At 60.1% G+C, this 22,252-nt stretch carries 24 protein-coding genes and 1 tRNA gene; 13 read left to right on the top strand and 12 right to left on the bottom strand.

Annotation, left to right across the window (positions count from 1 at the left end):
* Positions 1-156 precede the first annotated feature (156 nt).
* The gene (locus KPB06_RS04040; RefSeq protein WP_059578634.1) at positions 157-1,044 is read right to left on the bottom strand and encodes a LysR family transcriptional regulator; all 888 of its coding nucleotides are present in this window, start codon (positions 1,042-1,044) and stop codon (positions 157-159) included.
* A 231-nt stretch (positions 1,045-1,275) separates the two neighbouring features.
* Positions 1,276-1,437 (bottom strand): hypothetical protein, encoded by a 162-nt coding sequence (locus KPB06_RS04035; RefSeq protein ID WP_155634633.1) that lies wholly within the window; start codon positions 1,435-1,437, stop codon positions 1,276-1,278.
* 293 nt (positions 1,438-1,730) lie between these two features.
* Here KPB06_RS04035 and KPB06_RS04030 point away from each other — a divergent pair, with 293 nt between their 5' ends.
* On the top strand, positions 1,731-2,015 hold the full coding sequence (locus KPB06_RS04030) for a PAAR domain-containing protein (protein WP_059578632.1): 285 nt from the start codon (positions 1,731-1,733) through the stop codon (positions 2,013-2,015).
* Positions 2,016-2,073: 58 nt separating this feature from the next.
* On the opposite strand, the gene KPB06_RS04025 is transcribed toward KPB06_RS04030, so the two are convergent.
* Both KPB06_RS04025 and KPB06_RS04020 read right to left on the bottom strand, forming a co-directional pair.
* Entirely contained in the window at positions 2,074-2,385 is a 312-nt protein-coding gene (locus KPB06_RS04025) for a cupin domain-containing protein (RefSeq protein ID WP_059578629.1), read from the bottom strand.
* Between the two features lie 59 nt (positions 2,386-2,444).
* A complete protein-coding gene (locus KPB06_RS04020) occupies positions 2,445-3,128 on the bottom strand; it encodes a DJ-1/PfpI family protein (RefSeq protein WP_059578626.1) in 684 nt (227 codons plus the stop codon).
* 115 nt (positions 3,129-3,243) lie between these two features.
* Between KPB06_RS04020 and KPB06_RS04015 the strand changes: the two genes are divergently transcribed.
* From KPB06_RS04015 to KPB06_RS04005, 3 genes are all read left to right on the top strand, one after another.
* Complete coding sequence (locus tag KPB06_RS04015; RefSeq protein WP_104011923.1) at positions 3,244-4,218, top strand: GlxA family transcriptional regulator; 975 nt, start codon at positions 3,244-3,246, stop codon at positions 4,216-4,218.
* Positions 4,219-4,395: 177 nt separating this feature from the next.
* Entirely contained in the window at positions 4,396-5,370 is a 975-nt protein-coding gene (locus KPB06_RS04010; protein WP_059578621.1) for a LysR family transcriptional regulator, read from the top strand.
* Positions 5,371-5,801: 431 nt separating this feature from the next.
* On the top strand, positions 5,802-6,104 hold the full coding sequence (locus KPB06_RS04005; protein ID WP_146125978.1) for a hypothetical protein: 303 nt from the start codon (positions 5,802-5,804) through the stop codon (positions 6,102-6,104).
* 45 nt (positions 6,105-6,149) lie between these two features.
* Here KPB06_RS04005 and KPB06_RS04000 read toward each other — a convergent pair whose 3' ends face one another.
* Positions 6,150-6,575, bottom strand: coding sequence for a hypothetical protein (locus tag KPB06_RS04000; protein ID WP_275920419.1), 426 nt, complete (start codon positions 6,573-6,575; stop codon positions 6,150-6,152).
* Positions 6,576-6,643: 68 nt separating this feature from the next.
* Between KPB06_RS04000 and KPB06_RS03995 the strand changes: the two genes are divergently transcribed.
* Both KPB06_RS03995 and KPB06_RS03990 read left to right on the top strand, forming a co-directional pair.
* Entirely contained in the window at positions 6,644-6,862 is a 219-nt protein-coding gene (locus KPB06_RS03995; RefSeq protein ID WP_176314242.1) for a helix-turn-helix domain-containing protein, read from the top strand.
* An 11-nt stretch (positions 6,863-6,873) separates the two neighbouring features.
* On the top strand, positions 6,874-7,098 hold the full coding sequence (locus tag KPB06_RS03990) for a hypothetical protein (RefSeq protein WP_275920418.1): 225 nt from the start codon (positions 6,874-6,876) through the stop codon (positions 7,096-7,098).
* Here KPB06_RS03990 and KPB06_RS03985 read toward each other — a convergent pair.
* The 7 genes from KPB06_RS03985 to KPB06_RS03955 all read right to left on the bottom strand — a co-directional run bounded on the left by KPB06_RS03985 (position 7,078) and on the right by KPB06_RS03955 (position 15,486).
* The gene (locus KPB06_RS03985) at positions 7,078-7,263 is read right to left on the bottom strand and encodes a hypothetical protein (RefSeq protein WP_200062998.1); all 186 of its coding nucleotides are present in this window, start codon (positions 7,261-7,263) and stop codon (positions 7,078-7,080) included. The two genes, KPB06_RS03990 and KPB06_RS03985, sit on opposite strands and share 21 nt — an antisense overlap.
* A 794-nt stretch (positions 7,264-8,057) precedes the next feature.
* Positions 8,058-9,152: a plasmid recombination protein gene (locus KPB06_RS03980; protein ID WP_275920417.1), complete on the bottom strand. Its 1,095-nt coding sequence runs from the start codon at positions 9,150-9,152 to the stop codon at positions 8,058-8,060.
* Positions 9,153-9,618: 466 nt separating this feature from the next.
* Entirely contained in the window at positions 9,619-10,995 is a 1,377-nt protein-coding gene (locus KPB06_RS03975) for a site-specific integrase (RefSeq protein WP_275920416.1), read from the bottom strand.
* Between the two features lie 77 nt (positions 10,996-11,072).
* Positions 11,073-11,149 (bottom strand) — tRNA-Met (locus KPB06_RS03970).
* Positions 11,150-11,307: 158 nt separating this feature from the next.
* Positions 11,308-12,966: an MFS transporter gene (locus tag KPB06_RS03965; protein ID WP_059643034.1), complete on the bottom strand. Its 1,659-nt coding sequence runs from the start codon at positions 12,964-12,966 to the stop codon at positions 11,308-11,310.
* Positions 12,967-13,192: 226 nt separating this feature from the next.
* Complete coding sequence (locus KPB06_RS03960) at positions 13,193-14,740, bottom strand: sensor histidine kinase (protein ID WP_059578611.1); 1,548 nt, start codon at positions 14,738-14,740, stop codon at positions 13,193-13,195.
* A gap of 17 nt (positions 14,741-14,757) precedes the next feature.
* Complete coding sequence (locus KPB06_RS03955) at positions 14,758-15,486, bottom strand: response regulator transcription factor (RefSeq protein ID WP_059578609.1); 729 nt, start codon at positions 15,484-15,486, stop codon at positions 14,758-14,760.
* Between the two features lie 190 nt (positions 15,487-15,676).
* Between KPB06_RS03955 and recA the strand changes: the two genes are divergently transcribed.
* The 7 genes from recA (at position 15,677) to KPB06_RS03920 (ending at position 22,123) form a co-directional block, all read left to right on the top strand.
* The gene (gene recA / locus KPB06_RS03950; protein WP_059578606.1) at positions 15,677-16,747 is read left to right on the top strand and encodes a recombinase RecA; all 1,071 of its coding nucleotides are present in this window, start codon (positions 15,677-15,679) and stop codon (positions 16,745-16,747) included.
* Positions 16,747-17,628, top strand: coding sequence for a recombination regulator RecX (recX, locus tag KPB06_RS03945; RefSeq protein WP_059578603.1), 882 nt, complete (start codon positions 16,747-16,749; stop codon positions 17,626-17,628). Before recA ends, recX begins: the two co-directional genes overlap by 1 nt.
* A 146-nt stretch (positions 17,629-17,774) precedes the next feature.
* Positions 17,775-18,383 (top strand): DUF2889 domain-containing protein, encoded by a 609-nt coding sequence (locus KPB06_RS03940; protein WP_050014576.1) that lies wholly within the window; start codon positions 17,775-17,777, stop codon positions 18,381-18,383.
* Positions 18,384-18,451: 68 nt separating this feature from the next.
* Positions 18,452-19,618, top strand: a complete 1,167-nt coding sequence (gene sucC, locus KPB06_RS03935; protein WP_059578600.1) for an ADP-forming succinate--CoA ligase subunit beta — start codon at positions 18,452-18,454, stop codon at positions 19,616-19,618.
* 69 nt (positions 19,619-19,687) lie between these two features.
* Positions 19,688-20,569, top strand: coding sequence for a succinate--CoA ligase subunit alpha (gene sucD / locus KPB06_RS03930; RefSeq protein ID WP_006477916.1), 882 nt, complete (start codon positions 19,688-19,690; stop codon positions 20,567-20,569).
* A 157-nt stretch (positions 20,570-20,726) separates the two neighbouring features.
* Entirely contained in the window at positions 20,727-21,431 is a 705-nt protein-coding gene (locus KPB06_RS03925; protein ID WP_059578598.1) for a TerC family protein, read from the top strand.
* Between the two features lie 95 nt (positions 21,432-21,526).
* Positions 21,527-22,123, top strand: coding sequence for a pilin (locus KPB06_RS03920; RefSeq protein ID WP_059578595.1), 597 nt, complete (start codon positions 21,527-21,529; stop codon positions 22,121-22,123).
* Positions 22,124-22,252 lie beyond the last annotated feature (129 nt).

Here is a 22,252-nt window from a genome sequence, read left to right as displayed (position 1 = left end):
CACTACTGAGATGCAGCGGCGCAACACCCGTGCCCGCACCGGAATCGTGCGCCGCGAGGCCGGGCCCGCGCGCGGGTGCGGCCTCGCGGTACACGTCGTCCCGCATCCGCGTTCGAAAGCCATCTGGCACCGAAAAGACCGTCGCGATCGCATCATTCAACTGACGAAATGTTCGACGAGGTGATCGATGAAAAGGCGGGATTTACGCGGAAAGTGCTTGCGGCTCGGGTATGCGACGTTCATCTGGAGCGCTTCGAGACGATAGTCGGCGAGCAGGGCCAGAAGCTGGCCATCATGAAGATCCGGTTCGGCGAGGAAGTCCGGCAGGACTGCGATGCCCATGCCGGCAAGCGCCCAGTTCCGGATCATGCCGAAGTTGTTCGACGACGCGGCCTTGTTCGGGCGCACCGTGACACGCGTCTGGTCGTGCTCGAACGTCAGGTAATCGCTCGCGAAGTCGGCATGGAACACCAGGCATGCATGCGTGGCGAGATCGTGCGGATGGGCCGGCGAGCCGTGCCGGCTGACATATTGCGGCGACGCGCAGACGACGCGTTGGAATTGCATGAGCGGGCGCTTCACCAACGTGCTGTTGCCGATGTGCTGCGACAGCAGCAGCCCGATATCGAAGCCTTCCGACACGAGGTCGACATGGCGGTCGACGATCGTGACTTCCGGCACGATGTTGGGATGGCGTGCCTTGAACGCGTCGATCGCGGGCGCGAGCACGTGCATGCCGAACATGACCGGCGCGGCGATCTTCAGCGAACCGATCGGTTCCTGGTGCATCGACGCGATCGTTTCCTCGACGCGGTCGATTTCCTCGATCACGTGACGCATCTGCGCCAGGTAGAGGTGGCCGGCGTCGGTCAGCGACAGGCTGCGGGTCGTGCGATTCAGCAGGCGCGCGCCGAGCCGGTTCTCGATGCTCATGATCATGCGGGTGGCCGACGAATTGGAGATGTTCAGTTCGGTCGCGGCGCGCACGAAACTTTGTAGTTCGGCAACCTTGACAAATAGTCGCATTGGAAGGAGTTCGTCCATTTTTTTGCCTAGAATCAGAAATTGTTTATTTAATTCTATCTTCCAATTTGCTGTTCAGAGCGTCGGACGATGGAGGAAAAAAGTATTATGAAACGACAGGTTGATTTGATGGCTGGGAAGCCCGGAAAATATAGGGTTTCGGCGTTTTGGTAGCGCTGGTTTGCGTCCGGTTAAGGGTAATTTTTACAACCATTTTTAGTAATTGTACGAATGTTCATACGATTGTTTTTTTCACGTATTTGAGATATCGGGCGATTCGATTTTATCGAGATAAAGTATTTCCGGCGTTTTTGCGCCATCGTGCCGACGCACGGCCGCGACGAAGCAGCGGATCGAACCGTCGCATGCAATCGTGTCCGGCCCATCGCGGCGCGCGAGCAGGCTGGCCGACACGGCGGGGAATCGTTGCCCCGATATCGATCCAGGCCATGCTCGCGCATCCGGCCGGCCACCATGAGGCGGTTCGGCGCGCGGTGTGGGCGTACGGTCGGCGGGCGCCGACGCGGCAGGGGCGCGTTTGCCGCGAAACGGCCGCGGCGCGTCGGTGGAGGGCTGCCGGCCGCGTGGATCGGCTGCGGGGGCCGCGAGCGGTGATATGCTCGCGGGACGCCCGCGACCGACGGGCGGTTTCACGATGCCCGTGCACGGCTGCGTTGCGCGGCGTTTCCGAGGGAAGAACCGACATCATGAGCCGCAAATTCATTCTGAAGGGCGACACGACCGATCACGGCGGCGTCGTGCTCGAAGGGATCGCCAATTCGTCGTTCGACGGGCGCGAACTCGCGTATCTCGGCGCATCCGTGTTCTGTGCGGCGTGCAAGTCGCCGGGCGTGATCGTGTCGGACGGCGGCGAGCGCACGATGACCGTGATGGGCAAGGTCGTCGCGCTCGAACACGACCTGTGCCAGTGCCAGTGCACGCCGCAGCCGAAACTGATCGCATCGCAGGCAACCGGGACGATCTCGGGCTGAGTCCCGCCGCCCGCAGGCGCTCGTCGTTCGCGCGGCATCGCGGCGCCGATACCGGCCGTCAGGCGCTGCCTTCGGTCTCGATCACGAGGATGCGCGCGGCGCCAAGCGGATGCGCAACATGTTCGGTGCCGACCGTCGCGTGGAATACGTCGCCCGTTTCGAGCACCGTCGCGTGCTCGACGCCTGCTTCGCGGTAGCGCATCTCGACGCGGCCATCGAGCACCGCGAACACTTCCTCGCCGTCGTTCACGTGCCAGCGATACGGCTGGTCGGTCCAGTGCAGCCGGACCGTGATGCCGTTCAGGTTCGCGATGTCGAGGGCGCCCCACGCGCGGTCCGCCGTGAATGCGGCGCTTCGGATGATGTTCATCGATGTGTTCCCCGGCGCGCGCGGGCGCCGCTTTCCAGTCATTTTCCCGACATCCGCCTTCAGCGCGACGTGGCGCGCAGCGCCTGCTCGACGATCTGCTTGCGCTTCGCGAAGCCGGCCGCCGTACGTTCGGTGACGCGCGTCACGACCGCGGCCGGCGCGGTGTCGGGCGAGCCGGCGTCGAACGGCGGCGCGGGCGCATATTCGAGCTGAAGCTGGATCGCCTGCGCTTCTTCGTCGCCGACGAGCTCCGCGGCGATCGTCAGCGCGAAGTCGATGCCGGCCGTCACGCCGCCGCCCGTGACCAGGTTGCCGTCGCGCACGACGCGCTCGCGCACGGGTATCGCGCCCAGCGGTTCCAGCAGCGAGTGGAACCGCCAGTGCGTCGTCGCGCGTCGTCCGCGCAGCAGGCCGGCCACGCCGAGCAGCAGCGAGCCCGTGCAGACCGACGTCACGTAGCGCGCGGTGGCCGCACGCTGCTGCACGAACGCGATCGTTTCGGCATCGAGCAGCAATTCGTTGATGCCGATCCCGCCCGGGATGCAGATCACGTCGAGCGGCGGGCAGTCGTCGAACGTGCAGGTCGGCGCGAGCGCGAGGCCGCTGCTCGACGCGACCGCGTCGCGCGACTTCCACACCAGATGAACGGCCGCGTCCGGCAGTGACGCGAGCACGTCGTGCGGGCCGGTGAGGTCGAGTTGCTGGACGCCCGGAAAGACGAGAAGGCCGATGTGAAGTGTCATGCGAAGGCTCCGGAGAGGAAGGGAACGCGCCGTTCGGCACGGGATGGACAGATCGATTCTAGGCGCGTAGTGTTTGGCGAAATTGCCATATCACCCACGTTTTCAGCCAATCGCCATGCCTGCCGCCGCCCCGCGTTCGATCCTGATCTTCGCGTTTCCCCGTGCGCAGTTGCTCGATGTGACGGGGCCGCTGCAGGTGTTCGCGTCCGTCAACGAACTCGCGCTGGAGCGCGGGCAGCCGGCGCCGTATGCGCCGCGCGTCGTGGCCGTCGAAGCCGGGCCTGTCGAGACGTCGTCGGGCCTCGTCGTGATGGCCGAGTCGCTGCGCACCATCGCGCGCCACCCTGACACGCTGATCGTCGCCGGCGGCAAGGGTGTGCACGCGGCGTCGAAGGATGCGCGGGTGGTGCGCTGGGTGCGGCAGCAGGCCGGACGCGCGCGGCGCGTGGCGTCGGTGTGCACCGGCGCGTTCCTGCTCGCCGAGGCCGGTCTGCTCGACGGGCGGCGCGCGGTCACGCACTGGGCGCGCTGCGAGGAATTCGCGGCGCGCTACCCGAACGTGCGCGTCGAGCCGGACCCGATCTTCATCCGCGAAGGCGCGCTGTGGACGTCCGCCGGCGTGACGGCCGGCATCGATCTCGCGCTCGCGCTGGTCGAGGACGATCTCGGGCGGGCGACCGCGCTCGACGTCGCGCGCGAGCTCGTCGTGTTCCTGAAGCGTCCGGGCGGGCAGGCCCAATTCAGCACGATGCTGTCGATGCAGCGCACCGCCGACCGGTTCGGCGAGTTGCACGCGTGGATGGCCGAGCACCTGACGGCCGACCTGTCGGTGCCCGCGCTGGCCGAGCGCATGAGCATGAGCGAGCGCAGCTTCGTGCGTCACTATCGCGCGGAAACCGGCCGCACGCCCGCGCGCGCGGTCGAGCAGATCCGTGTCGAGGCCGCGCAACGCCTGCTCGGCGAAACGGCGTGGCCCGTCAAGCGGATCGCCGGGCGGTGCGGCTTCGGTTCCGAAGAGACGCTGCGGCGCAGTTTCGTGCGCGTGTTCGGCGTGTCGCCGCAGGGATATCGCGAGCGGTTCGTGCGGTAACGGTCGACCGATCATCGGGGCCGGAGCGGGTGGCGCCCGGAACTGAACGGAAACCGGTCGGTTTCCAGTCCGAAGTTTCGAAACTATTCAGGATCGGAGAACAATAGGCAGGGGCTTGTGCCGCGCCCACCGCGCGCTCTATTCTGTTCCGTTGGCGATTCGAAAGGGGGGAGCAGCATGGACCGAATCCAGGCAATGGAAGTTTTTACCCGCGTGGTCGACGCGAACAGCTTCACGCGGGCGGCCGACACGCTCTCGATGCCGCGCGCGTCGGTGACGACCATCATCCAGAATCTCGAGGCGCTGCTCGGCGTGCGCCTGATGCACCGGACCACGCGCCGGCTGTCGCTGACGCCGGAGGGCGCCGCGTACTACGAGCATTGCATGAAGATCATCGCGGAGATCGCCGAGGCCGACGCGAGTTTCCAGGCGGGCAACCGCAAGCCGAGCGGCATGCTGCGCGTCCACATGCCCAGTTCGCTCGGGCGGCGTATCGTGCTGCCGTCGCTGTCGACCTTCCGGCAGCGCTATCCGGACATCACGCTCGAGCTGGGGCTGTCGGACCGCTACGTCGATCCGGTCGAGGAAGGCATCGACTGCATGATCCGGGTCGGGCCGCTCGAGGATTCGTCGATGGTCGCGCGGCGCATCGGGATGCTCAAGCGCGTGACGTGCGCGTCGCCCGATTACCTCGCGCGCCACGGCGAGCCGAACGAGATTGCCGATCTCGTCGAACATCAGGCGGTGAATTTTCGCGCGAGCCACGGCGCGCGGACGATTCCGTGGGTGTTCATGATCGACGGCAAGCCGTTCGAGGTGCGGATGAACGGCAGCGTCACGGTCAACGATTCGGATGCTTACGTGACGTGCGGGCTCGAAGGCTTCGGGATGATCCAGCCTACGTTGTTCATGGTGCTGCCGCACTTGCTCGACGGTTCGCTGGTCGAGGTACTGCCGGACTGCAATCCGAAGCCGAAGCCGATCTCGATCGTGTATCCGCACAACCGGCATTTGTCGCAGAAGGTGCGCGTGTTCGCGGACTGGATCGCGGAGGTGTTCGAGGCGACGCCGGCGTTGGAGGGCGGGGAGAACTGGCGCGGGAAGGTGGGGGTGGAGGCGGCAGAGGCGCAGCGCGGAGCGGTGGTGGCGTAGTCGCGGCGCGCGGCCTGAAGGACGGGCAGCGCGCGGCACGGCGGGTGCTGGATGAAGCAATGAAAAAAGCCGCTGTTTCGAAAGAAACAGCGGCTTTTCGCATTTGGTGGCGAATCAGGGATGTTTTTTCGGTTTGACAAAACATCCTTTTCCGTCAACAACTTAGCTCAAAAAGGCGGGTCTGTTTATGAAAAAAACGGACGCACTCAGTGTCCCACATTCGCCCCCAACCGACAACCCATCTGTAAGAAGTTACAGTTGACGCAAGGAGAATAAACAAGACTTCCTTCGGTAAGAGGCTGACTTGCCGCTATCAACTTTCATATAACGATTAAGAATTTCTCATCGGAGCTACACTTGAAATCCCTCGCTTTCCCCTGACGTTGGGATGGCGATGGGATCGGCTCGTTGCATAAACTAAAGGGGTTAATATGGCAAAGTACTGCGTCACGGCAGCCAACCACAATGGTACAAAGGATGGCCGCGCCTCGGAGTTTAAGGTTTGGGAATGGAAATTGGACACCACGGACAATAAATCGAAGTGGTTTCCATTGGGTAAAAAACCTCTCAATTTTGTGGCTAATTTGCTCGCAACGGGGAATGCAGTTGTTTCTGCTAAAGAGGTCAAGAAAGGCAATGAATTGAAAATTAGTACCGGCGCAGCAATTGAACTTGAGCTTCGAATTGCTAAAAATGATGAAAACTTCAAGATTACTGATTTGCCAGAATTTTGATGGGCGCACCAATAAAAAAGCACCCTACTGGGTGCTTTTTTAATATTAAAAAGCGCTTTCGTTTTTAATTTTCTTAACCTTTGAAATGTAACTCAAAGATGGCAGGCTAAACAGGAAAAAGAAAATTCCGAAAAACAAAAATGCACCTTTCCCAAATGGTGCGAACATGCACATCACAATAAAGAAGCCCCACAGGCACATAAGTTGTCCGTAGATCTTGTTCAAGCTCTGGCGGTACGTTTGACCATCTGCCTGAGTGATTCCAACAATAATATTGCGGAACATGTACCTAACAACCCAGAGCTTGACAACACCCTTATCGATTTGAGATTGCAACACTTTATCAAGATCGAGATTAATACAAATATTATTCAGTTGCTCGGTACCGATCTTAAGGAAGCTGTACCGCTTCCATGCAGCGTCAGGCGTACCAGCGCCACCCTCGATCAACTCACCCTCATAAATCCGCATAGGTTCCTCGCATCAGGTTACAAATAGTCTGAAATCGACTATTCTAGATTGGACTATAGCATCGTTCGATGATCTATGGTCAACGGTACGAGAAGCTACGGCATGTCTTGAGGCAGGTGCGCCGTGAGGCTGGTCTCACACAAGTACAGCTTGCTGAGGCTCTTGGCAGGGGGCAGAGCTATGTGTCTAAGGTTGAGCGTGGAGAGCAGTACTTAGACGTGCTAGAGTTCATTGAATGGTGTGAGGCATGCGCCACCCCATCCGAGATAGTAATTAAGAAAATTTGAGGAGTTCGAGAATGGATAATCATCACAACAATGACCCATTAATTCCGATCATTACCGCAATTTATAATTCACTCGGAAAAACAGAAAAAGACAAAGTGATTGCGGAAATTTCTGTTCATCTTCGAGTTCTCAACACTGACTTCAAGACAAGAGGGGCGAATGGCGCTACACAAGTAGCTGATATGGCCAAAAAAATTACCGGAAAAGAGTACAAGTTAGGCAACGGATTTGATTAAAATTGACTCCAGCTTGGAGAGAGTTTCTGTTATCTCAATTTTTATCAATCTTGCAAGTCTTAATTTGGATTCGGAATTTTCCGTATCAAACCGTAGCGCTGCCTGAGCTTCCTCCAAAGCCTTTAGCTTCTCGCCTAACAAGATTATCTGTTGATCTCTAAACATGAAATTCTCCTATTGACATTTACCGTCATGATGGCCTCCGAAATTTCGAAATGAATATCGGAAGTTTTTGAATCTGTCAACGGCTGAGATAAAAAAGCCACCTCTGCAGGTGGCTTTCTATTCATTGCCTCTTGACAATCGATTAAATTATCTTAAGGTATTTGAGCTTACTTGTCAGGGTGAGCGATTTAAATATAATGCGATTTCGACTAAAGTCAAGACCAAATTTAAATTGCCCTGCGGAGTAAGTGGGGTAATTTTTTTATGCGTCGGTTAATTCTCTCGATTCGAAAAATTGCCAACACTGTGTGAGTAACAGGGTGGAAAGGCGTGGTGACCGAAAAGACTGAATAGCCATGGCGACTGTTGCGAGGCAGCACACTATACGTAGGTGACTAAAAAGATTGAATAGCCTATGATTAATATAGTGACGTAGCGAGAATGGGAAGAAGCAAAGCTACAACGATGAGCGAAATAGCGGGACCGTGCTTCAGGGGTGTTATAGACCTCGAATCCGCTAAACTGAATACTTAACTAAGTCAGTCAGGATGTGTAGCAGTGTATTTAATCGACACTGAAAAAATCATAATTTTACACAATCCTGAAAAGCTAACTGCCATGTGAATCTTTCACAAGGTAGGGATTGAGCTTTTCAGGAATTAGTAGTACACATTCTAGCGAAGCTAGAGATAAAATTCTAGTACAGAGGGTGTACTAGAGATCTAGCGAAGCACATTTATGCGAAGCATAAAAGATTCACGTTAGTGAATCAAAAAAGGACGGCGAGCGAAAAATCAATTTTTAGGGGTTTCTGGACCTTTTTGATCGTGAGTAGTGGTAGGGGAAGGGTTTGACGTGTTCATCGCTTCAAAACGCTCAATTTCATCTTTTAAACGTATATTTTCAGTTTCAAGTACTTCCAATTTCCTCAAGACACCCCCGGAATCTTTTAGCCATTCACGATAAATCTTTTTTCGCTTGGCTACAAGTTCCTTGTCAATTTCTAATTTTTCAAGTTCACGCTTGAGGTACTCTTGCAAATTACCCATGTCCAGCCTGGCTGCTTCTTGCAGTGCTTTTTGAGATTTCGCAAAACGTTCAAAAACTGGTTTTAACGCAATTTTTATCTTATTTCGAATTTCATCTTGGCTACTGAATCTATCTCCCATCGAAATTTCTATATTTTCAATAGCCTGATCGAGTGCCTGATCGAACGAATAACCGAAAACTTTCTTCATTGTTCGATAGAAATTTTTCAGGGTCGTATTTTTCAGTTTCGAATATTTGGCACCACGGGATAGTCCAAATATTTTATTACTTTTCGCGTAATTGTCCTGCAGGGTTCTTAGGTACTCAGGATTGATTCTTTCACTATTGAGCGACCATGTTTCTTTTTCGCAGGCACCATATCGGTTTTTGTACTTCTTAATCGATCGTTGCTCCGTGCTCACAAAAAAATGAATGTGCGGAGTGGTTTCGTCAAGATGCAAGACTCCGAATTGAAGTTTATCGCCAAATTCTTTTCTCATAAATTCAACTTGGTGATACGCCCATTTTCCAATCTGTTCTGTAGTTTTTCCCTCAAAAAATTTTGGTGAGGCAGTGACAACATACTCGAACGCCAATGTGTTTTCTGCTTTAATTTTTATCCCGAGACTCGAATAATGCTCGGATAGTTTTCGTTGAAAACTTGTCGCATCATTCGAGTCTATACCTAACGGGTTGTACAATATTTGATTAAGATGTGAGCGATCTGCGTCTATGTTTGCCTGGGTACGCAATCGCAAATTGTGCTCAGCTGCAGCCGTTAGTTTTGATTTGCTCTTTAGTTTTGTCGTGCGCAGGATCGCAAATAGCGGCTTGACTTTGCTTTTGTATTTTTGTGCCATGTTTGCGCTCTATATTGGTTGTTGTGAGCGTACCTCCTGTACATAGCGTAGCGGTATTTTGACGCGAGTCAAATGAACGGAGCTTTTAGCTCCGATCACCTACTATTGCAACCTAACCACTTCGTTCCTTTAGGTTGCGTAGGCCAAAGGGATTTCATCCCTCTGGACACCCAAAAAGCAAAATACTAAAACCGTAAGGGCCAGCCCTTACCAGCCCTTCCGATTGCCAAAAAAAATCCTGCTCGTTGGCAGGATTTCATTTGACAACCGGCGCTTATCTCTCTGCGCTGTATTTGATGGTATTTGTTGCGTTTACCCCAAGGGCGCGCATGCGCACGTACACACGTACACGTACACGCGCGCGCGCCCTTGGGGTAAACGTAGTTAATTTCTACGGTGGATGGAAAAGAATAAGTGTTACCTTTCCACCTCGGACACCCTGTAAGTTTTTACAGGTGCGTCTAAATTAATGAAAATTTTTGATGGGGTAACTCAGTTTATCCATTGCATCTTTCAAAACTTTCATCGGTTTATCTTGCTGATAGTTCGCAAAATGAGGTGATGAAAAATCGACTTTAGCCTGTTCGTAATGTCCAACAATCGCCATGAGAATGGCAGGGTGGACGTGCAGGTTTGTCATCGAATTAATAAAAGTTGTGCGGAAAGAATGAAAAACTTTCCGGTCATCTTTGATTTCAAGTTTGTCCAAATATTCGCCAAAACGCCGAGACATATTTTTAGAAAATCCATTCTTCCCATCTTTGAGGTGAGGGAAAAGATGGGTTGCTTTTGTTGCCTTGACTTGTTCAGCGTAGCTCAGGAATTTTGAATTCAAGATAACATCAGGCAATGGAATTTTACGTACTGAATTTGAATTTTTGGCGGCGTCATGTTGGATATCAAACACCAAGATTCCATCAACCTTAGTAATTTGGTCAAGTCTCAGGCTTGCTAATTCTTCAACACGTGCACCAGTGTACAAACTCAAAAACGGCAACCAATGATAATCCGGTTTTTTGAGAAATGCTCGGTACTTCAATTCCTCAAAAATTAATTTCAGATCGTCATCCTCAAAAGGCTTGTAAGAACGAACCTGCTTTTTTAGTTTTGCTTTTGTGGAAATCTTTACCCGTTCAAAAGGGTTGCCAGCAAAAAACAAATTATTATTAATCGCATATTCAAACAAAGACCTCAAGAATGAAGTTTTTGCGTTAATCGCGCTGGCTGATCCATTGGCAGCCAATAATCTGTTCTTGTAGGCTACTGCTTCATTGGGTGTGTATTGATTAATATCGAGATCACCAAAGAAGCCTTTGAACTCATCGTAAACCCGCTCTTTGTCATAGAGGGTTTTCGCTACGTTGTCAATTTTCTTCTCAGTCAGATAAAGGTTTACGACTGTGCTAAATAATTCGCTTTTCTGCGTAGCCCGTTGTCCTTGGACAATGCCTTTAGGCACACTCTTAATAAGCTCCCCCATGCTTGGGGGCTGGGGGGAAGAGGCTAACTTGGATGCCAATTCAGCATGGCTGAGTTGGTTAAATTGAGCAGGTGTTAACCCCAGTTTCTCGATAATTTGAGAAACAATATCAATGTCACCGGATTTGACATCCTTGAAATTAACAGCCCCAGAGGGGGTAATTTCAACATCCAGCTTTTTAATATTACTGTTACTGGGGTCAAAGTCGTTCATCGCCAGCTTCATGTTCAGGTCTAGTGCATGAATTCTAGCCTGCTTGAAGTCCTTGGTTCCAAGGGACCAGCGGTACTTTTGTTTATTGCGAATGATTCTCAGGTAGTACACGCCATGGCGTGACTTGTACAGACGGGGCAACTTGTGCATGGGAATGACCCACCAAGTGACCCACCGAAAGAGAAAAAGGCTCTGCAACCTATTGATTGCAAAGCCTTTTTTGAAGATGGTGGCGAATCAGGGATTCGAACCCCGGACCTGCGGATTATGATTCCGTCGCTCTAACCGACTGAGCTAATTCGCCGAAGACTTGAATTATGTCGATCGGCCGGCTGGCTGTCAATACCTTTTTCCATCTTTCCCGAAAAAAGTTGCCGCCGCCCCGTGCCGGCCTCCATCACGGGCGGGAGCCGGCCAGCGGAAGCAGTGCCTCCGCCGCCTTTCCCCGCTGCGCACCCGCCATCAATCCTGCGCGTAGATGTCCGAGTCCTTCGTCTCCTTGACGAACAGCAGGCCGATCACGAACGTGGCCAGCGCGATCACGATCGGATACCAGAGCCCCGAGTAGATGTTGCCCTTCGCCGCGACGATCGCGAACGCGGTCGCCGGCAGGAAGCCGCCGAACCAGCCGTTGCCGATGTGATAGGGCAGCGACATCGACGTGTAGCGGATCCGCGTCGGGAACATCTCGACCAGCATCGCGGCGATCGGGCCGTAGACCATCGTCACGAAGATCACGAGGATCGTCAGGATCACGATCGTCATCGGCCAGTTGAGCTGCGCCGGGTCGGCCTTCGCCGGGTAGCCGGCTCCCTTCAGCGTCGACGCGAGCGTCTTGTCGAACGCCGCGCCCTGCGCCTTCGCGTCGGCCGCCTTGCCGTCGTAGGTCTGGATCACCGTGTCGCCGACCTTGATCTGGGCCAGCGCACCGGCCGGCGCCGCGACGTTCTCGTAGTTCAGGCCGGCCTTGGCGAGCGCGCTCTTCGCGATGTCGCACGAGCTGGTGAACTTCGACGTGCCCACCGGGTTGAACTGGAACGAGCAGGTGGCCGGATCGGCGACGACCGTGATCGGCGCCTTCTGCGTCGCGAGTTCGAGCTGGGGGTTCGCGTAGTGCGTGAGCGCCTTGAACAGCGGGAAGTAGGTCAGCGCGGCGATCAGGCAGCCCGCGAGGATGATTGGCTTGCGGCCGATCTTGTCCGACAGCGAACCGAAGAACAGGAAGAACGGCGTGCCGATCAGCAGCGCGATCGCGATCAGGATGTTCGCGCTGGCGCCGTCGACCTTCAGCGTCTGCGTGAGGAAGAACAGCGCGTAGAACTGGCCCGTGTACCACACGACGGCCTGGCCGGCCGTCAGGCCGATGAGCGCGAGGATCACGATCTTCAGGTTCTTCCACTGGCCGAACGCCTCGGTCAGCGGCGCCTTCGACGTCTTGCCTTCCGCCTTGATGCGCAGGAACACCGGCGATTCGTTCAACTGCAACCGGATCCACACCGACACCCCGAGCAGCAGGATCGACGCGACGAACGGCACGCGCCAGCCCCAGTTGCCGAACGCTTCCTCGCCGACGAACGTGCGTACGCCGAGGATCACGAGCAGCGACAGGAACAGGCCGAGCGTGGCCGTCGTCTGGATCCACGCAGTGTAGAAGCCGCGCCGGTTGGCCGGCGCATGCTCGGCGACGTAGGTCGCCGCGCCGCCGTACTCGCCGCCGAGCGCGAGGCCCTGCAACAGCCGCATCGCGATGAAGATCACCGGCGCGGCGATGCCGATCGACGCGTACCCGGGCAGGAAGCCGACCACGAACGTCGACACGCCCATGATCACGATCGTCACGAGGAACGTGTGCTTGCGGCCGACGAGGTCGCCGAGCCGGCCGAACACGATCGCGCCGAACGGCCGCACCGCGAAGCCGGCCGCGAAGCCGAGCAGCGTGAAGATGAACGCGGCGGTCGGATTGACGCCGGAGAAGAAGCTCTTGCTGATGTAGGCCGCGAGCGAGCCGGCCAGGTAAAAGTCGTACCACTCGAACACGGTGCCGAGCGACGACGCGAAGATCACCTTCTTCTCTTCGCCCGTCATCGGCGAGTGCGAAATTTGCCCGCCTAACGTTGCCATGAATCGTCTCCAAGTCCCTTGATATAGATGTGCGGCCGCCTTGGGAGGGCGGGCCTGTCGACGATTATTGGCACGGAAACTTACGGCGTACTGACTCGCGCGTACAAAACGACTGCACGTTAACCCGTGGCGAACCGGCCGCTTCGCGTGTCGATCGTGATGCGAACGTCCGTTAAAACGCCGGTTTCGGCATATTTGCACCCAGCCGCGGCGGCGCGCGTCAGGGTTAATCCGGGGTGGTGTCGGTCAGCGGCAGGCTGATGCGCACCAGCGTGCCGGCGAGGCGCGGCGTGTGCTGGTAGACGTGATCGTCGAGCGTCAGCGTGCCGCCGTGCTGCGTGGCGATCTCGCGCACGATCGCGAGCCCGAGGCCGCTGCCGTCGCCTTCGCGGCCGAGGATCCGGTAGAAGCGCTCGACGACGCGTTCGCGTTCGCCGGCCGGGATGCCGGGGCCCGTATCCTCGACTTCGAGATGCACGAGCCGCCTCGTGCGCTCGGCGCGCACGCGCACGGTGATGCGGCCGCCTTCGGGCGTGTAGCGGATCGCGTTGTCGACGAGGTTGCCGAGCATCTCGCGCAGCATCACCGGATTGCCGTCGACGTCGAGCGGCGCGTCGTCGTCCGGGCCTTCGTAACCGAGATCCATGCGTTTCGCGAGCGCGGCCTGCACCCAGTCGCGCACGGTGCGCCGCGCGAGCGCGCCGATCTCGACCGGCTCGAACGTGAGCCCGCTCGCGCGGTTCTCGGCGCGCGCGAGCGCGAGCAGTTGCGTGACGAGCCGCGCGGCTTGCTCGGAGCTCGTCGCGATCTGCTCGAGCGAGCGCTGCACGTCGGGCGGCACCGGATGGCGCAGCGCGAATTCGGCCTGCGTGCGCAGGCCCGCGAGCGGCGTCTTCATCTGATGCGCGGCGTCGGCGATGAAGCGTTTCTGCAGCGCCATGTTCTGTTCGAGGCGCGCGAGCAGGTCGTTGAACGACGTGACGAGCGGCTCGATCTCGGGCGGCGCGCGCTGCGCCTCGACGGGCGACAGGTCGTCGGGCCGGCGCGCGCGGATGTGCGCCTGCAGCGCGTTGAGCGGCGCGAGCCCGCGCGACAGCCCGAACCAGACGAGCAGGATCGCGAGCGGCAGGATCACGAATTGCGGCAGGATCACGCCCTTGATGATGTCGTTCGCGAGCGCGTTGCGCTTGTCGAGCGTCTCGCCGACCTGCACGAGCACGGGCTGCGCGCCGCTCGCCTGCGGCAGCGCGACGGTCGTGTACGCGACGCGCACGTCGTTGCCGCGCAGCAGGTCGTCGCGGAACACGACGACGCCCGGCGGCGGGCGGTCCTCGTCGCGCGGCAGCGGCATGTCGGCTTCGCCCGCGACCAGCTCGCCGCGCGTGCCGAGCACCTGGAAGTAGACGCTGTCGATGTTGTCCGCGCGCAGGAAGTCGCGCGTCTGCTCCGGCAGCGTCAGCTCGGCGACGCCGTTGACCGGATGGATCTGCCGCGCGAGCACGTACGCGTTGGTCTCCAGCGCGCGGTCGAACGGGCTGTTCGCGATCGTCTTCGCGACGAGATAGGTGACGGCGATGCTCATCGGCCACAGCAGCAGCAGCGGTGCGAGCATCCAGTCGAGGATTTCGCCGAACAGCGAGCGCGGGCGCGGCGTTTCGGCCGATTCGGTTTCGTCGGGCGGCGCGAACGGGTTCTCGTAGCGCGCGTCGCGCGCCTCGTCGGCGGCCGACGACGGCGCGCCGGTCGGGTGACGGGAATGGGCCGGCGTGGCCATCGCGGCGCCGCCCGGCGTCAGCGCAGCGGCGTGCCGGCCGCCGCGGGCTGGGGCGCCGCCGGGTCGGCCGGCGTCGCGGGCGCGACCTTCTCGAGGCAATAGCCGAGGCCGCGCACGGTCGAGATCCGCACGCCGCTCGGTTCGATCTTCTTGCGCAGCCGGTGCACGTAGACTTCGATCGCGTTGTTGCTGACTTCCTCGCCCCATTCGCACAGGTGATCGACGAGCTGTTCCTTCGACACGAGGCGGCCGATCCGCTGCAGCAGCACCTCGAGCAGGCCGAGTTCGCGCGCCGAGAGATCGAGCACGTGATCGTTCGCATACGCGATGCGGCCGACCTGGTCGAACGCGAGCGAGCCGTGGCGCACGACGGTCGGCCCGCCGCCCGCGCCGCGCCGGGTCAGCGCGCGCACGCGCGCCTCGAGCTCGTTGAGCGCGAACGGCTTGGCCATGTAGTCGTCGGCGCCGAGGTCGAGCCCCTTCACGCGCTCGTCGACGCTGTCGGCGGCGGTCAGGATCAGCACGGGGAGATTGGAATTGCGGGCGCGCAGGCGCTTGAGCACGTCGAGCCCGGACATTTTCGGCAGCCCGAGATCGAGAATCAGCAGGTCGAAAGTCTGCATCGACAGCGCGGTGTCGGCGTCGACGCCGCTCTTCACGTGATCGACGGCATAGCCCGATTGGCGGAGTGACCGGGTGAGGCCGTCCGCGAGTATGCTGTCGTCTTCGGCGATGAGAATTCGCATGTTGCTGACCGATGGCCGGCGAGGCGTTCGTGCCGGCGCGGCTGTCTCCGAAGTTATCCGTGTACAACGCAGCCTGCATTGCGGGCTTGCATAAAACACTGTTTTTTTATACAGTGTCTGCATTCGTGGGCGGCGCTTGAAAGCGGGCGCGCCTTTAACAGACGCTGCTCATCATAGCAAAGGACGATTCATGGAAGATAGCAAGAAGGGCTCCGGGATGACCGCCGAGAAGAGCAAGGCGCTGGCGGCCGCACTCGCGCAGATCGAGAAGCAGTTCGGCAAAGGCTCGATCATGCGCATGGGCGACGGCGAAGCGGCCGAGGATATCCAGGTCGTCTCCACGGGCTCGCTGGGTCTCGATATCGCACTGGGCGTCGGCGGCCTGCCGCGCGGCCGGGTGGTCGAGATCTACGGTCCGGAATCGTCCGGTAAAACCACGCTCACGCTGCAGGTCATCGCCGAGCTGCAGAAGCTGGGCGGCACCGCGGCGTTCATCGACGCCGAGCACGCGCTCGACGTCCAATATGCCGCGAAGCTCGGCGTGAACGTGCCGGAGCTGCTGATCTCGCAGCCGGACACCGGCGAGCAGGCGCTCGAAATCACCGACGCGCTGGTGCGCTCGGGCTCGATCGACATGATCGTCATCGACTCGGTCGCGGCGCTCGTGCCGAAGGCCGAAATCGAAGGCGAGATGGGCGATTCGCTGCCGGGTCTGCAGGCTCGCCTGATGTCGCAGGCGCTGCGCAAGCTGACCGGCACGATCAAGCGCACGAACTGCCTCGTGATCTTCATCAACCAGATCCGGATGAAGATCGGCGTGATGTTCGGCAACCCGGAAACCACGACGGGCGGCAACGCGCTGAAGTTCTACTCGTCGGTGCGTCTCGATATCCGCCGGATCGGCTCGATCAAGAAGAACGACGAGGTGATCGGCAACGAAACCCGCGTGAAGGTCGTCAAGAACAAGGTATCGCCGCCGTTCCGCGAAGCGATCTTCGACATCCTGTACGGCGAAGGCATTTCGCGCCAGGGCGAGATCATCGATCTCGGCGTGCAGGCGAAGATCGTCGACAAGGCGGGCGCCTGGTACAGCTACAACGGCGAGAAGATCGGCCAGGGCAAGGACAACGCGCGTGAATTCCTGCGCGAAAATCCGGAAATCGCGCGCGAGATCGAGAACCGCATCCGCGAATCGCTCGGTGTCGTCGCGATGCCCGATGGCGTAGTCAACGAAGCCGAGGCGATGGACGAAGAAGAGTGATGGTTGCGCGCCGAGGTCAGGCTGGCGAGCCGGCGGAGCACGACACGCCCGAAACGGCGGGTCGCTCCGGGCGGCGAGCCGGATCCTCGGGCGCCGACCGGCGGGGCGCAGGCGGCAACGCCGCGAACCGCACCGCGACGAGGGCATCCGACGATGCCCTCGTTTCGTTTGAGATTGCCGCACCGGACGACCCGTTCGACGACGATGAGTCGTTCGACGCGCACGACCGCTCCCGCCGTCGCGTGTCCGGTGTCCGCTTCCCGGGCGATCGCGTCCCGGACGATCGCGCAGCCGATGCGCCCGCGACGGAAGATGTCTATACGCGCAGCAGCCAGCATCCGCGCCGCATACGTCGCACTGCCGGCGCATCTTCCCGCGGCGCTGCTTCGAGCGACGCGTCGGGCGTAGGCGAGCGCAAGCCGTCGAAACCGCCGCGGTCGTTGAAGGGCCGTGCGCTCGGTTATCTGTCAAGGCGCGAATACAGCCGCGCGGAGCTTGCGCGCAAGCTCGCCCCCTACGTCGGCGAAGACGAGTCCGTCGAACCGGTGCTCGATGCGCTGGAACAGGAAGGCTGGCTGTCCGACGCGCGCTTCGCCGAGAGTCTCGTGCATCGCCGCGCGTCGCGCGTCGGCGTCGCGCGCATCGTCAGCGAACTGAAGCGCCATGCGGTCGGCGACAGCCTCGTCGAAGCGGTGAATGCCCAATTGCGCGAGACCGAGTTGACGCGCGCGCAGGCCGTGTGGCGCAAGAAATTCGGTGCGCTGCCGCAAACGCCCGCCGAGCGCGCGAAGCAGGCGCGCTTCCTTGCCGCGCGCGGCTTCTCGAGCGCGACCATCGTGAAGTTGCTGAAGGTCGGCGACGATTTCCCGCTCGACGACTGAGCCGCCCGGTCGCGCGCGGGGCGCGCGATTTTGCTGCATCGCAACCGCTTCCGGACAGGCGGGAATACCCGCCGTCGAGGCCGGATGTCTCAAATACCCAATATGCTAAAATCCACGGGTTTTCCTCTTCGGCCTCAACCTCCAGCATGCCGCTATCCGAGCCCGTGCCCCGTCAGTTGCGACATCGACGCGCAATCCGAGCGGAAGCCTACGAGCGCGGCGACGGCTTGTGGGACATCGAAGCCTGCCTGACCGACCACAAGCCGCGCGATGTCGCGCTTGCGTCGGGCATCCGGCCCCAGGGCCTGCCGATCCACGAACTCTGGCTACGCGTGACCATCGATCGTGACCTCAATGTCGTCGACGCCGAAGCGTCTTCGGAATGGGTTCCCTATCCCGGTCACTGTCAATCCGCTTCTCCCGCCTATCGGGCCCTCATCGGGCTCAACCTCTTCCGCAATTTCCGCCGCAACGCGAACCGGCTGCTCGCCGGCGTCGCCGGCTGTTCCCATCTCACCGAACTGTGCGCCGTGCTGCCGACGGCCGCGATCCAGGCGTTCGCCGGTGATGTGTGGAACGTGCGCGAGGAGGGCGGCGAAGGGCCGGACCATGACGGCGTGCACGCCGAACCGCCTTTCCAGCTCGGCCGCTGCCGGGCGCTGCGATTCGACGGCGAGGTCGTACGGCAGTACTACCCGCGCTGGTACGGCCCGATTCGGCCGGATCTGCCCGGTGAAGGCAGCACGAAGGAATGAACGGAAATCATTCGAAGAAGCGTCTTAAGCGACTTTTCATCCAACTCTCAGACTGAAGGGAATCACGCATGAAGATTCACGAGTACCAGGGTAAGGAAATCCTGCGGAAATTCGGAGTCGCGGTACCGCGCGGCAAGCCGGCGTTCTCGGTTGACGAGGCCGTCAAGGTGGCGGAAGAGCTCGGCGGCCCGGTATGGGTCGTGAAGGCTCAGATTCACGCGGGTGGCCGTGGCAAGGGCGGCGGCGTGAAGGTGGCGAAGTCGATCGAACAGGTGCGCGAATACGCGAACCAGATCCTCGGCATGCAGCTCGTCACGCACCAGACGGGCCCGGAAGGCCAGAAGGTCAACCGTCTGATGATCGAGGAAGGCGCCGACATCAAGCAGGAACTGTATGTCAGCCTCGTCGTCGACCGCATCTCGCAGAAGATCGTGCTGATGGGTTCGAGCGAAGGCGGCATGGACATCGAGGAAGTCGCCGAAAAGCACCCGGAACTGATCCACAAGGTCATCGTCGAGCCGTCGACGGGCCTGCTGGACGCGCAGGCCGACGACCTCGCCGCGAAGATCGGCGTGCCGGCCGCGTCGATTCCGCAAGCGCGCGCGATCCTGCAAGGCCTGTACAAGGCATTCTGGGAAACCGACGCATCGCTGGCTGAAATCAACCCGCTGAACGTCTCCAGCGACGGCAAGGTTACCGCACTCGACGCGAAGTTCAACTTCGATTCGAACGCGCTGTTCCGTCACCCGGAAATCGTCGCGTACCGCGATCTGGACGAAGAAGATCCGGCTGAAATCGAAGCGTCGAAGTTCGACCTCGCGTACATCTCGCTCGACGGCAACATCGGCTGTCTCGTGAACGGCGCGGGCCTCGCGATGGCGACGATGGACACCATCAAGCTGTTCGGCGGCGAGCCGGCGAACTTCCTGGACGTCGGCGGTGGCGCGACGACCGAGAAGGTCACGGAAGCGTTCAAGCTGATGCTGAAGAACCCGGACCTGAAGGCGATCCTCGTGAACATCTTCGGCGGCATCATGCGCTGCGACGTGATCGCGGAAGGCGTGATCGCCGGTTCGAAGGCCGTGAACCTGAACGTGCCGCTCGTCGTGCGCATGAAGGGCACGAACGAGGACCTCGGCAAGAAGATGCTGGCCGATTCGGGCCTGCCGATCATCTCGGCGGACAGCATGGAAGAAGCCGCGCAGAAGGTCGTCGCGGCTGCCGCAGGCAAGTAAGCACGCGCTAATGAACACGTAGGGCGGCGCGGCTTGCTCGCGACGCCCATCGAACAGAGGTCAAAATACATGTCGATTCTGATCAACAAGGACACGAAGGTCATCACGCAGGGCATTACCGGCAAAACCGGTCAGTTCCATACGCGCGCCTGCCGTGAATACGCAAACGGCCGCGAAGCATTCGTCGCGGGCGTGAACCCGAAGAAGGCCGGCGAAGATTTCGAAGGCATTCCGATCTACGCGAGCGTCAAGGAAGCGAAGGCGGAAACCGGCGCGACCGTGTCGGTCATCTACGTGCCGCCGGCAGGCGCGGCCGCTGCGATCTGGGAAGCGGTCGAAGCCGACCTCGATCTCGCGATCTGCATCACGGAAGGCATCCCCGTGCGCGACATGATCGAAGTGAAGGACCGCATGCGTCGCGAAGGCCGCAAGACGCTGCTGCTCGGGCCGAACTGCCCGGGCACGATCACGCCGGACGAGCTGAAGATCGGCATCATGCCGGGTCACATCCACCGCAAGGGCCGCATCGGCGTCGTGTCGCGTTCGGGCACGCTGACGTACGAAGCGGTTGCGCAGCTGACGGCACTCGGCCTCGGCCAGTCGTCGGCAGTCGGTATCGGCGGCGACCCGATCAACGGCCTGAAGCACATCGACGTGATGAAGATGTTCAACGACGATCCGGATACGGATGCGGTCGTGATGATCGGCGAAATCGGCGGTCCGGACGAAGCCAACGCCGCCGAGTGGATCAAGGACAACATGAAGAAGCCGGTCGTCGGCTTCATCGCGGGCGTCACGGCGCCTCCGGGCAAGCGCATGGGCCACGCCGGCGCGCTGATCTCGGGCGGTGCGGATACGGCCGAAGCGAAGCTGGAAATCATGGAAGCGTGCGGCATCACCGTCACGCGCAACCCGTCGGAAATGGGCCGTCTGCTGAAGAAGGCGCTGTAATTGTTTCCGTTGGGCTCGTCCTGCAGAAAACGCCGGCTTTGCCGGCGTTTTTTGTTATGCTCCCGCAATGAATTCGTAAGCACCGGGCATGCGTCATGCATGTGCCGGCGATGAACCGGGTCGCCCGCGAGGCGGCCGTTGTCCTTTCCTCACCTCCATGCTCGAATTCCTGACCTCGCTGCACTGGGGCGCCATTCTCCAGATCGTCATCATCGATATCCTGCTCGGCGGCGACAACGCGGTCGTGATCGCGCTTGCGTGCCGCAACCTGCCGGCGAACCAGCGGCTGCGCGGCGTCGTCTGGGGCACCGCGGGGGCGATCCTGCTGCGTGTCGCGCTGATCACGTTCGCGGTCGCGCTGCTCGACGTACCGTTCCTGAAATTCGGCGGCGGGCTGTTGCTGCTGTGGATCGGTATCAAACTGATGGCGCCGGCCGCCGACGCGCACGACAACATCAAACCGGCCGACCGGCTGTGGGATGCCGTGAAGACGATCGTGATCGCCGATGCGGTCATGAGCCTCGACAACGTGATCGCGATCGCCGGCGCGGCCGAGCAGGCCGATCCGTCGCACCGGCTCGCGCTCGTGATCTTCGGGCTCGTCGTCAGCGTGCCGATCATCGTGTGGGGCAGCACGCTGGTGCTGAAGCTGCTCGACCGTTTCCCGGTCGTCGTGGCGCTTGGCGCGGGGCTGCTCGGCTGGATCGCGGGCGGGCTGATCGTGAACGACCCGGTCGGCGACCGCTGGCCGGTGCTCGATTCGCCGTCGGTGGTCTATGGCGCGAGCATCGCCGGCGCGCTGTTCGTCGTGGCGATCGGTTACGCGCTCAGGAAGCGCCGCGGCGTGACGCACGCGCCCTGACTGGCCATCCGGCCGACTGTCGGCTTCGCGGCCCGCTGGCTACGATCGAGACGCCTGCCTGTATCGGCAGGCGTTTTTCGTTTCCGGAGCCTGTCATGTTCGAAGCTTTTTCCGTTTCCCTGTTTCGTCGCGTTGCCGCCGACCTGCGGCGCGCGAACCGGCCGTCGCCGCGCTGGCGGCCGGCCGGCTTCACGCTGATCGAACTGATGATCGTGCTGGCGATCGTCGGCGTCGTCGCCGCCTATGCAATTCCCGCGTACCAGGATTACCTCGCGCGGTCGCGCGTCGGCGAGGGCCTTGCGCTCGCGTCGTCGGCGCGGCTCGCGGTTGCCGACAACGCGGCGAGCGGCGCGAGCCTCGACGGCGGCTACAGCCCGCCTGCCGCGACCCGCAACGTCGAATCGGTTGCGATCGACGGCGCCACCGGCCAGATCACGGTCGCGTTTACCCCCCGCGTCGCCGCGGCTGGCGCGAATACGCTGGTGCTCGTACCGTCCGCGCCAGACAAGGCCGATGCGCCCACCGCGCGCGTACCGCTCAAAAAGGGGGCGATACAGGCGGGCGCGATCGCGTGGGAATGTTTCGCCGCCGGCAAGGAGGCATCGTCGCTGCCCGCGCCGGGAGCGGGGCCGTTGCCGGGTAACGCCGCGACGCTGCCCGCGAAATATGCGCCCGCGGAGTGCCGTGCGTAGCGCCGCCGCCGGTATGGAAGGGCGGTGGCCCGTGCGCAAAGCCGGCCGCCGCGTGTCCGATGCGGCGGCGGCCGCGCCGCGGTTCATCGCGCGTGCGCCGCACAGAGCGGGGAAAGTTTTGTATAGTGC

It is taken from the genome of Burkholderia semiarida, assembly GCF_029268935.1.
Classification (GTDB): Bacteria; Pseudomonadota; Gammaproteobacteria; order Burkholderiales; family Burkholderiaceae; genus Burkholderia; species Burkholderia semiarida.
Note: the sequence above shows the minus strand (reverse complement) of the source record. Positions and strands in the feature narration are given on the sequence as shown.

Bases quoted from the DNA above. Each gene is read 5' to 3' on its own strand.
- KPB06_RS04040 (WP_059578634.1), bottom strand. From the start codon at position 1,044: ATGGACGAACTCCTTCCAATGCGACTATTTGTCAAGGTTGCCGAACTA.
- KPB06_RS04030 (WP_059578632.1), top strand. From the start codon at position 1,731: ATGAGCCGCAAATTCATTCTGAAGGGCGACACGACCGATCACGGCGGC.
- KPB06_RS04025 (WP_059578629.1), bottom strand. From the start codon at position 2,385: ATGAACATCATCCGAAGCGCCGCATTCACGGCGGACCGCGCGTGGGGC.
- KPB06_RS04020 (WP_059578626.1), bottom strand. From the start codon at position 3,128: ATGACACTTCACATCGGCCTTCTCGTCTTTCCGGGCGTCCAGCAACTC.
- KPB06_RS04015 (WP_104011923.1), top strand. From the start codon at position 3,244: ATGCCTGCCGCCGCCCCGCGTTCGATCCTGATCTTCGCGTTTCCCCGT.
- KPB06_RS04010 (WP_059578621.1), top strand. From the start codon at position 4,396: ATGGACCGAATCCAGGCAATGGAAGTTTTTACCCGCGTGGTCGACGCG.
- KPB06_RS04005 (WP_146125978.1), top strand. From the start codon at position 5,802: ATGGCAAAGTACTGCGTCACGGCAGCCAACCACAATGGTACAAAGGAT.
- KPB06_RS04000 (WP_275920419.1), bottom strand. From the start codon at position 6,575: ATGCGGATTTATGAGGGTGAGTTGATCGAGGGTGGCGCTGGTACGCCT.
- KPB06_RS03995 (WP_176314242.1), top strand. From the start codon at position 6,644: ATGATCTATGGTCAACGGTACGAGAAGCTACGGCATGTCTTGAGGCAG.
- KPB06_RS03990 (WP_275920418.1), top strand. From the start codon at position 6,874: ATGGATAATCATCACAACAATGACCCATTAATTCCGATCATTACCGCA.
- KPB06_RS03985 (WP_200062998.1), bottom strand. From the start codon at position 7,263: ATGTTTAGAGATCAACAGATAATCTTGTTAGGCGAGAAGCTAAAGGCT.
- KPB06_RS03980 (WP_275920417.1), bottom strand. From the start codon at position 9,152: ATGGCACAAAAATACAAAAGCAAAGTCAAGCCGCTATTTGCGATCCTG.
- KPB06_RS03975 (WP_275920416.1), bottom strand. From the start codon at position 10,995: ATGCACAAGTTGCCCCGTCTGTACAAGTCACGCCATGGCGTGTACTAC.
- KPB06_RS03965 (WP_059643034.1), bottom strand. From the start codon at position 12,966: ATGGCAACGTTAGGCGGGCAAATTTCGCACTCGCCGATGACGGGCGAA.
- KPB06_RS03960 (WP_059578611.1), bottom strand. From the start codon at position 14,740: ATGGCCACGCCGGCCCATTCCCGTCACCCGACCGGCGCGCCGTCGTCG.
- KPB06_RS03955 (WP_059578609.1), bottom strand. From the start codon at position 15,486: ATGCGAATTCTCATCGCCGAAGACGACAGCATACTCGCGGACGGCCTC.
- recA (WP_059578606.1), top strand. From the start codon at position 15,677: ATGGAAGATAGCAAGAAGGGCTCCGGGATGACCGCCGAGAAGAGCAAG.
- recX (WP_059578603.1), top strand. From the start codon at position 16,747: ATGGTTGCGCGCCGAGGTCAGGCTGGCGAGCCGGCGGAGCACGACACG.
- KPB06_RS03940 (WP_050014576.1), top strand. From the start codon at position 17,775: ATGCCGCTATCCGAGCCCGTGCCCCGTCAGTTGCGACATCGACGCGCA.
- sucC (WP_059578600.1), top strand. From the start codon at position 18,452: ATGAAGATTCACGAGTACCAGGGTAAGGAAATCCTGCGGAAATTCGGA.
- sucD (WP_006477916.1), top strand. From the start codon at position 19,688: ATGTCGATTCTGATCAACAAGGACACGAAGGTCATCACGCAGGGCATT.
- KPB06_RS03925 (WP_059578598.1), top strand. From the start codon at position 20,727: ATGCTCGAATTCCTGACCTCGCTGCACTGGGGCGCCATTCTCCAGATC.
- KPB06_RS03920 (WP_059578595.1), top strand. From the start codon at position 21,527: ATGTTCGAAGCTTTTTCCGTTTCCCTGTTTCGTCGCGTTGCCGCCGAC.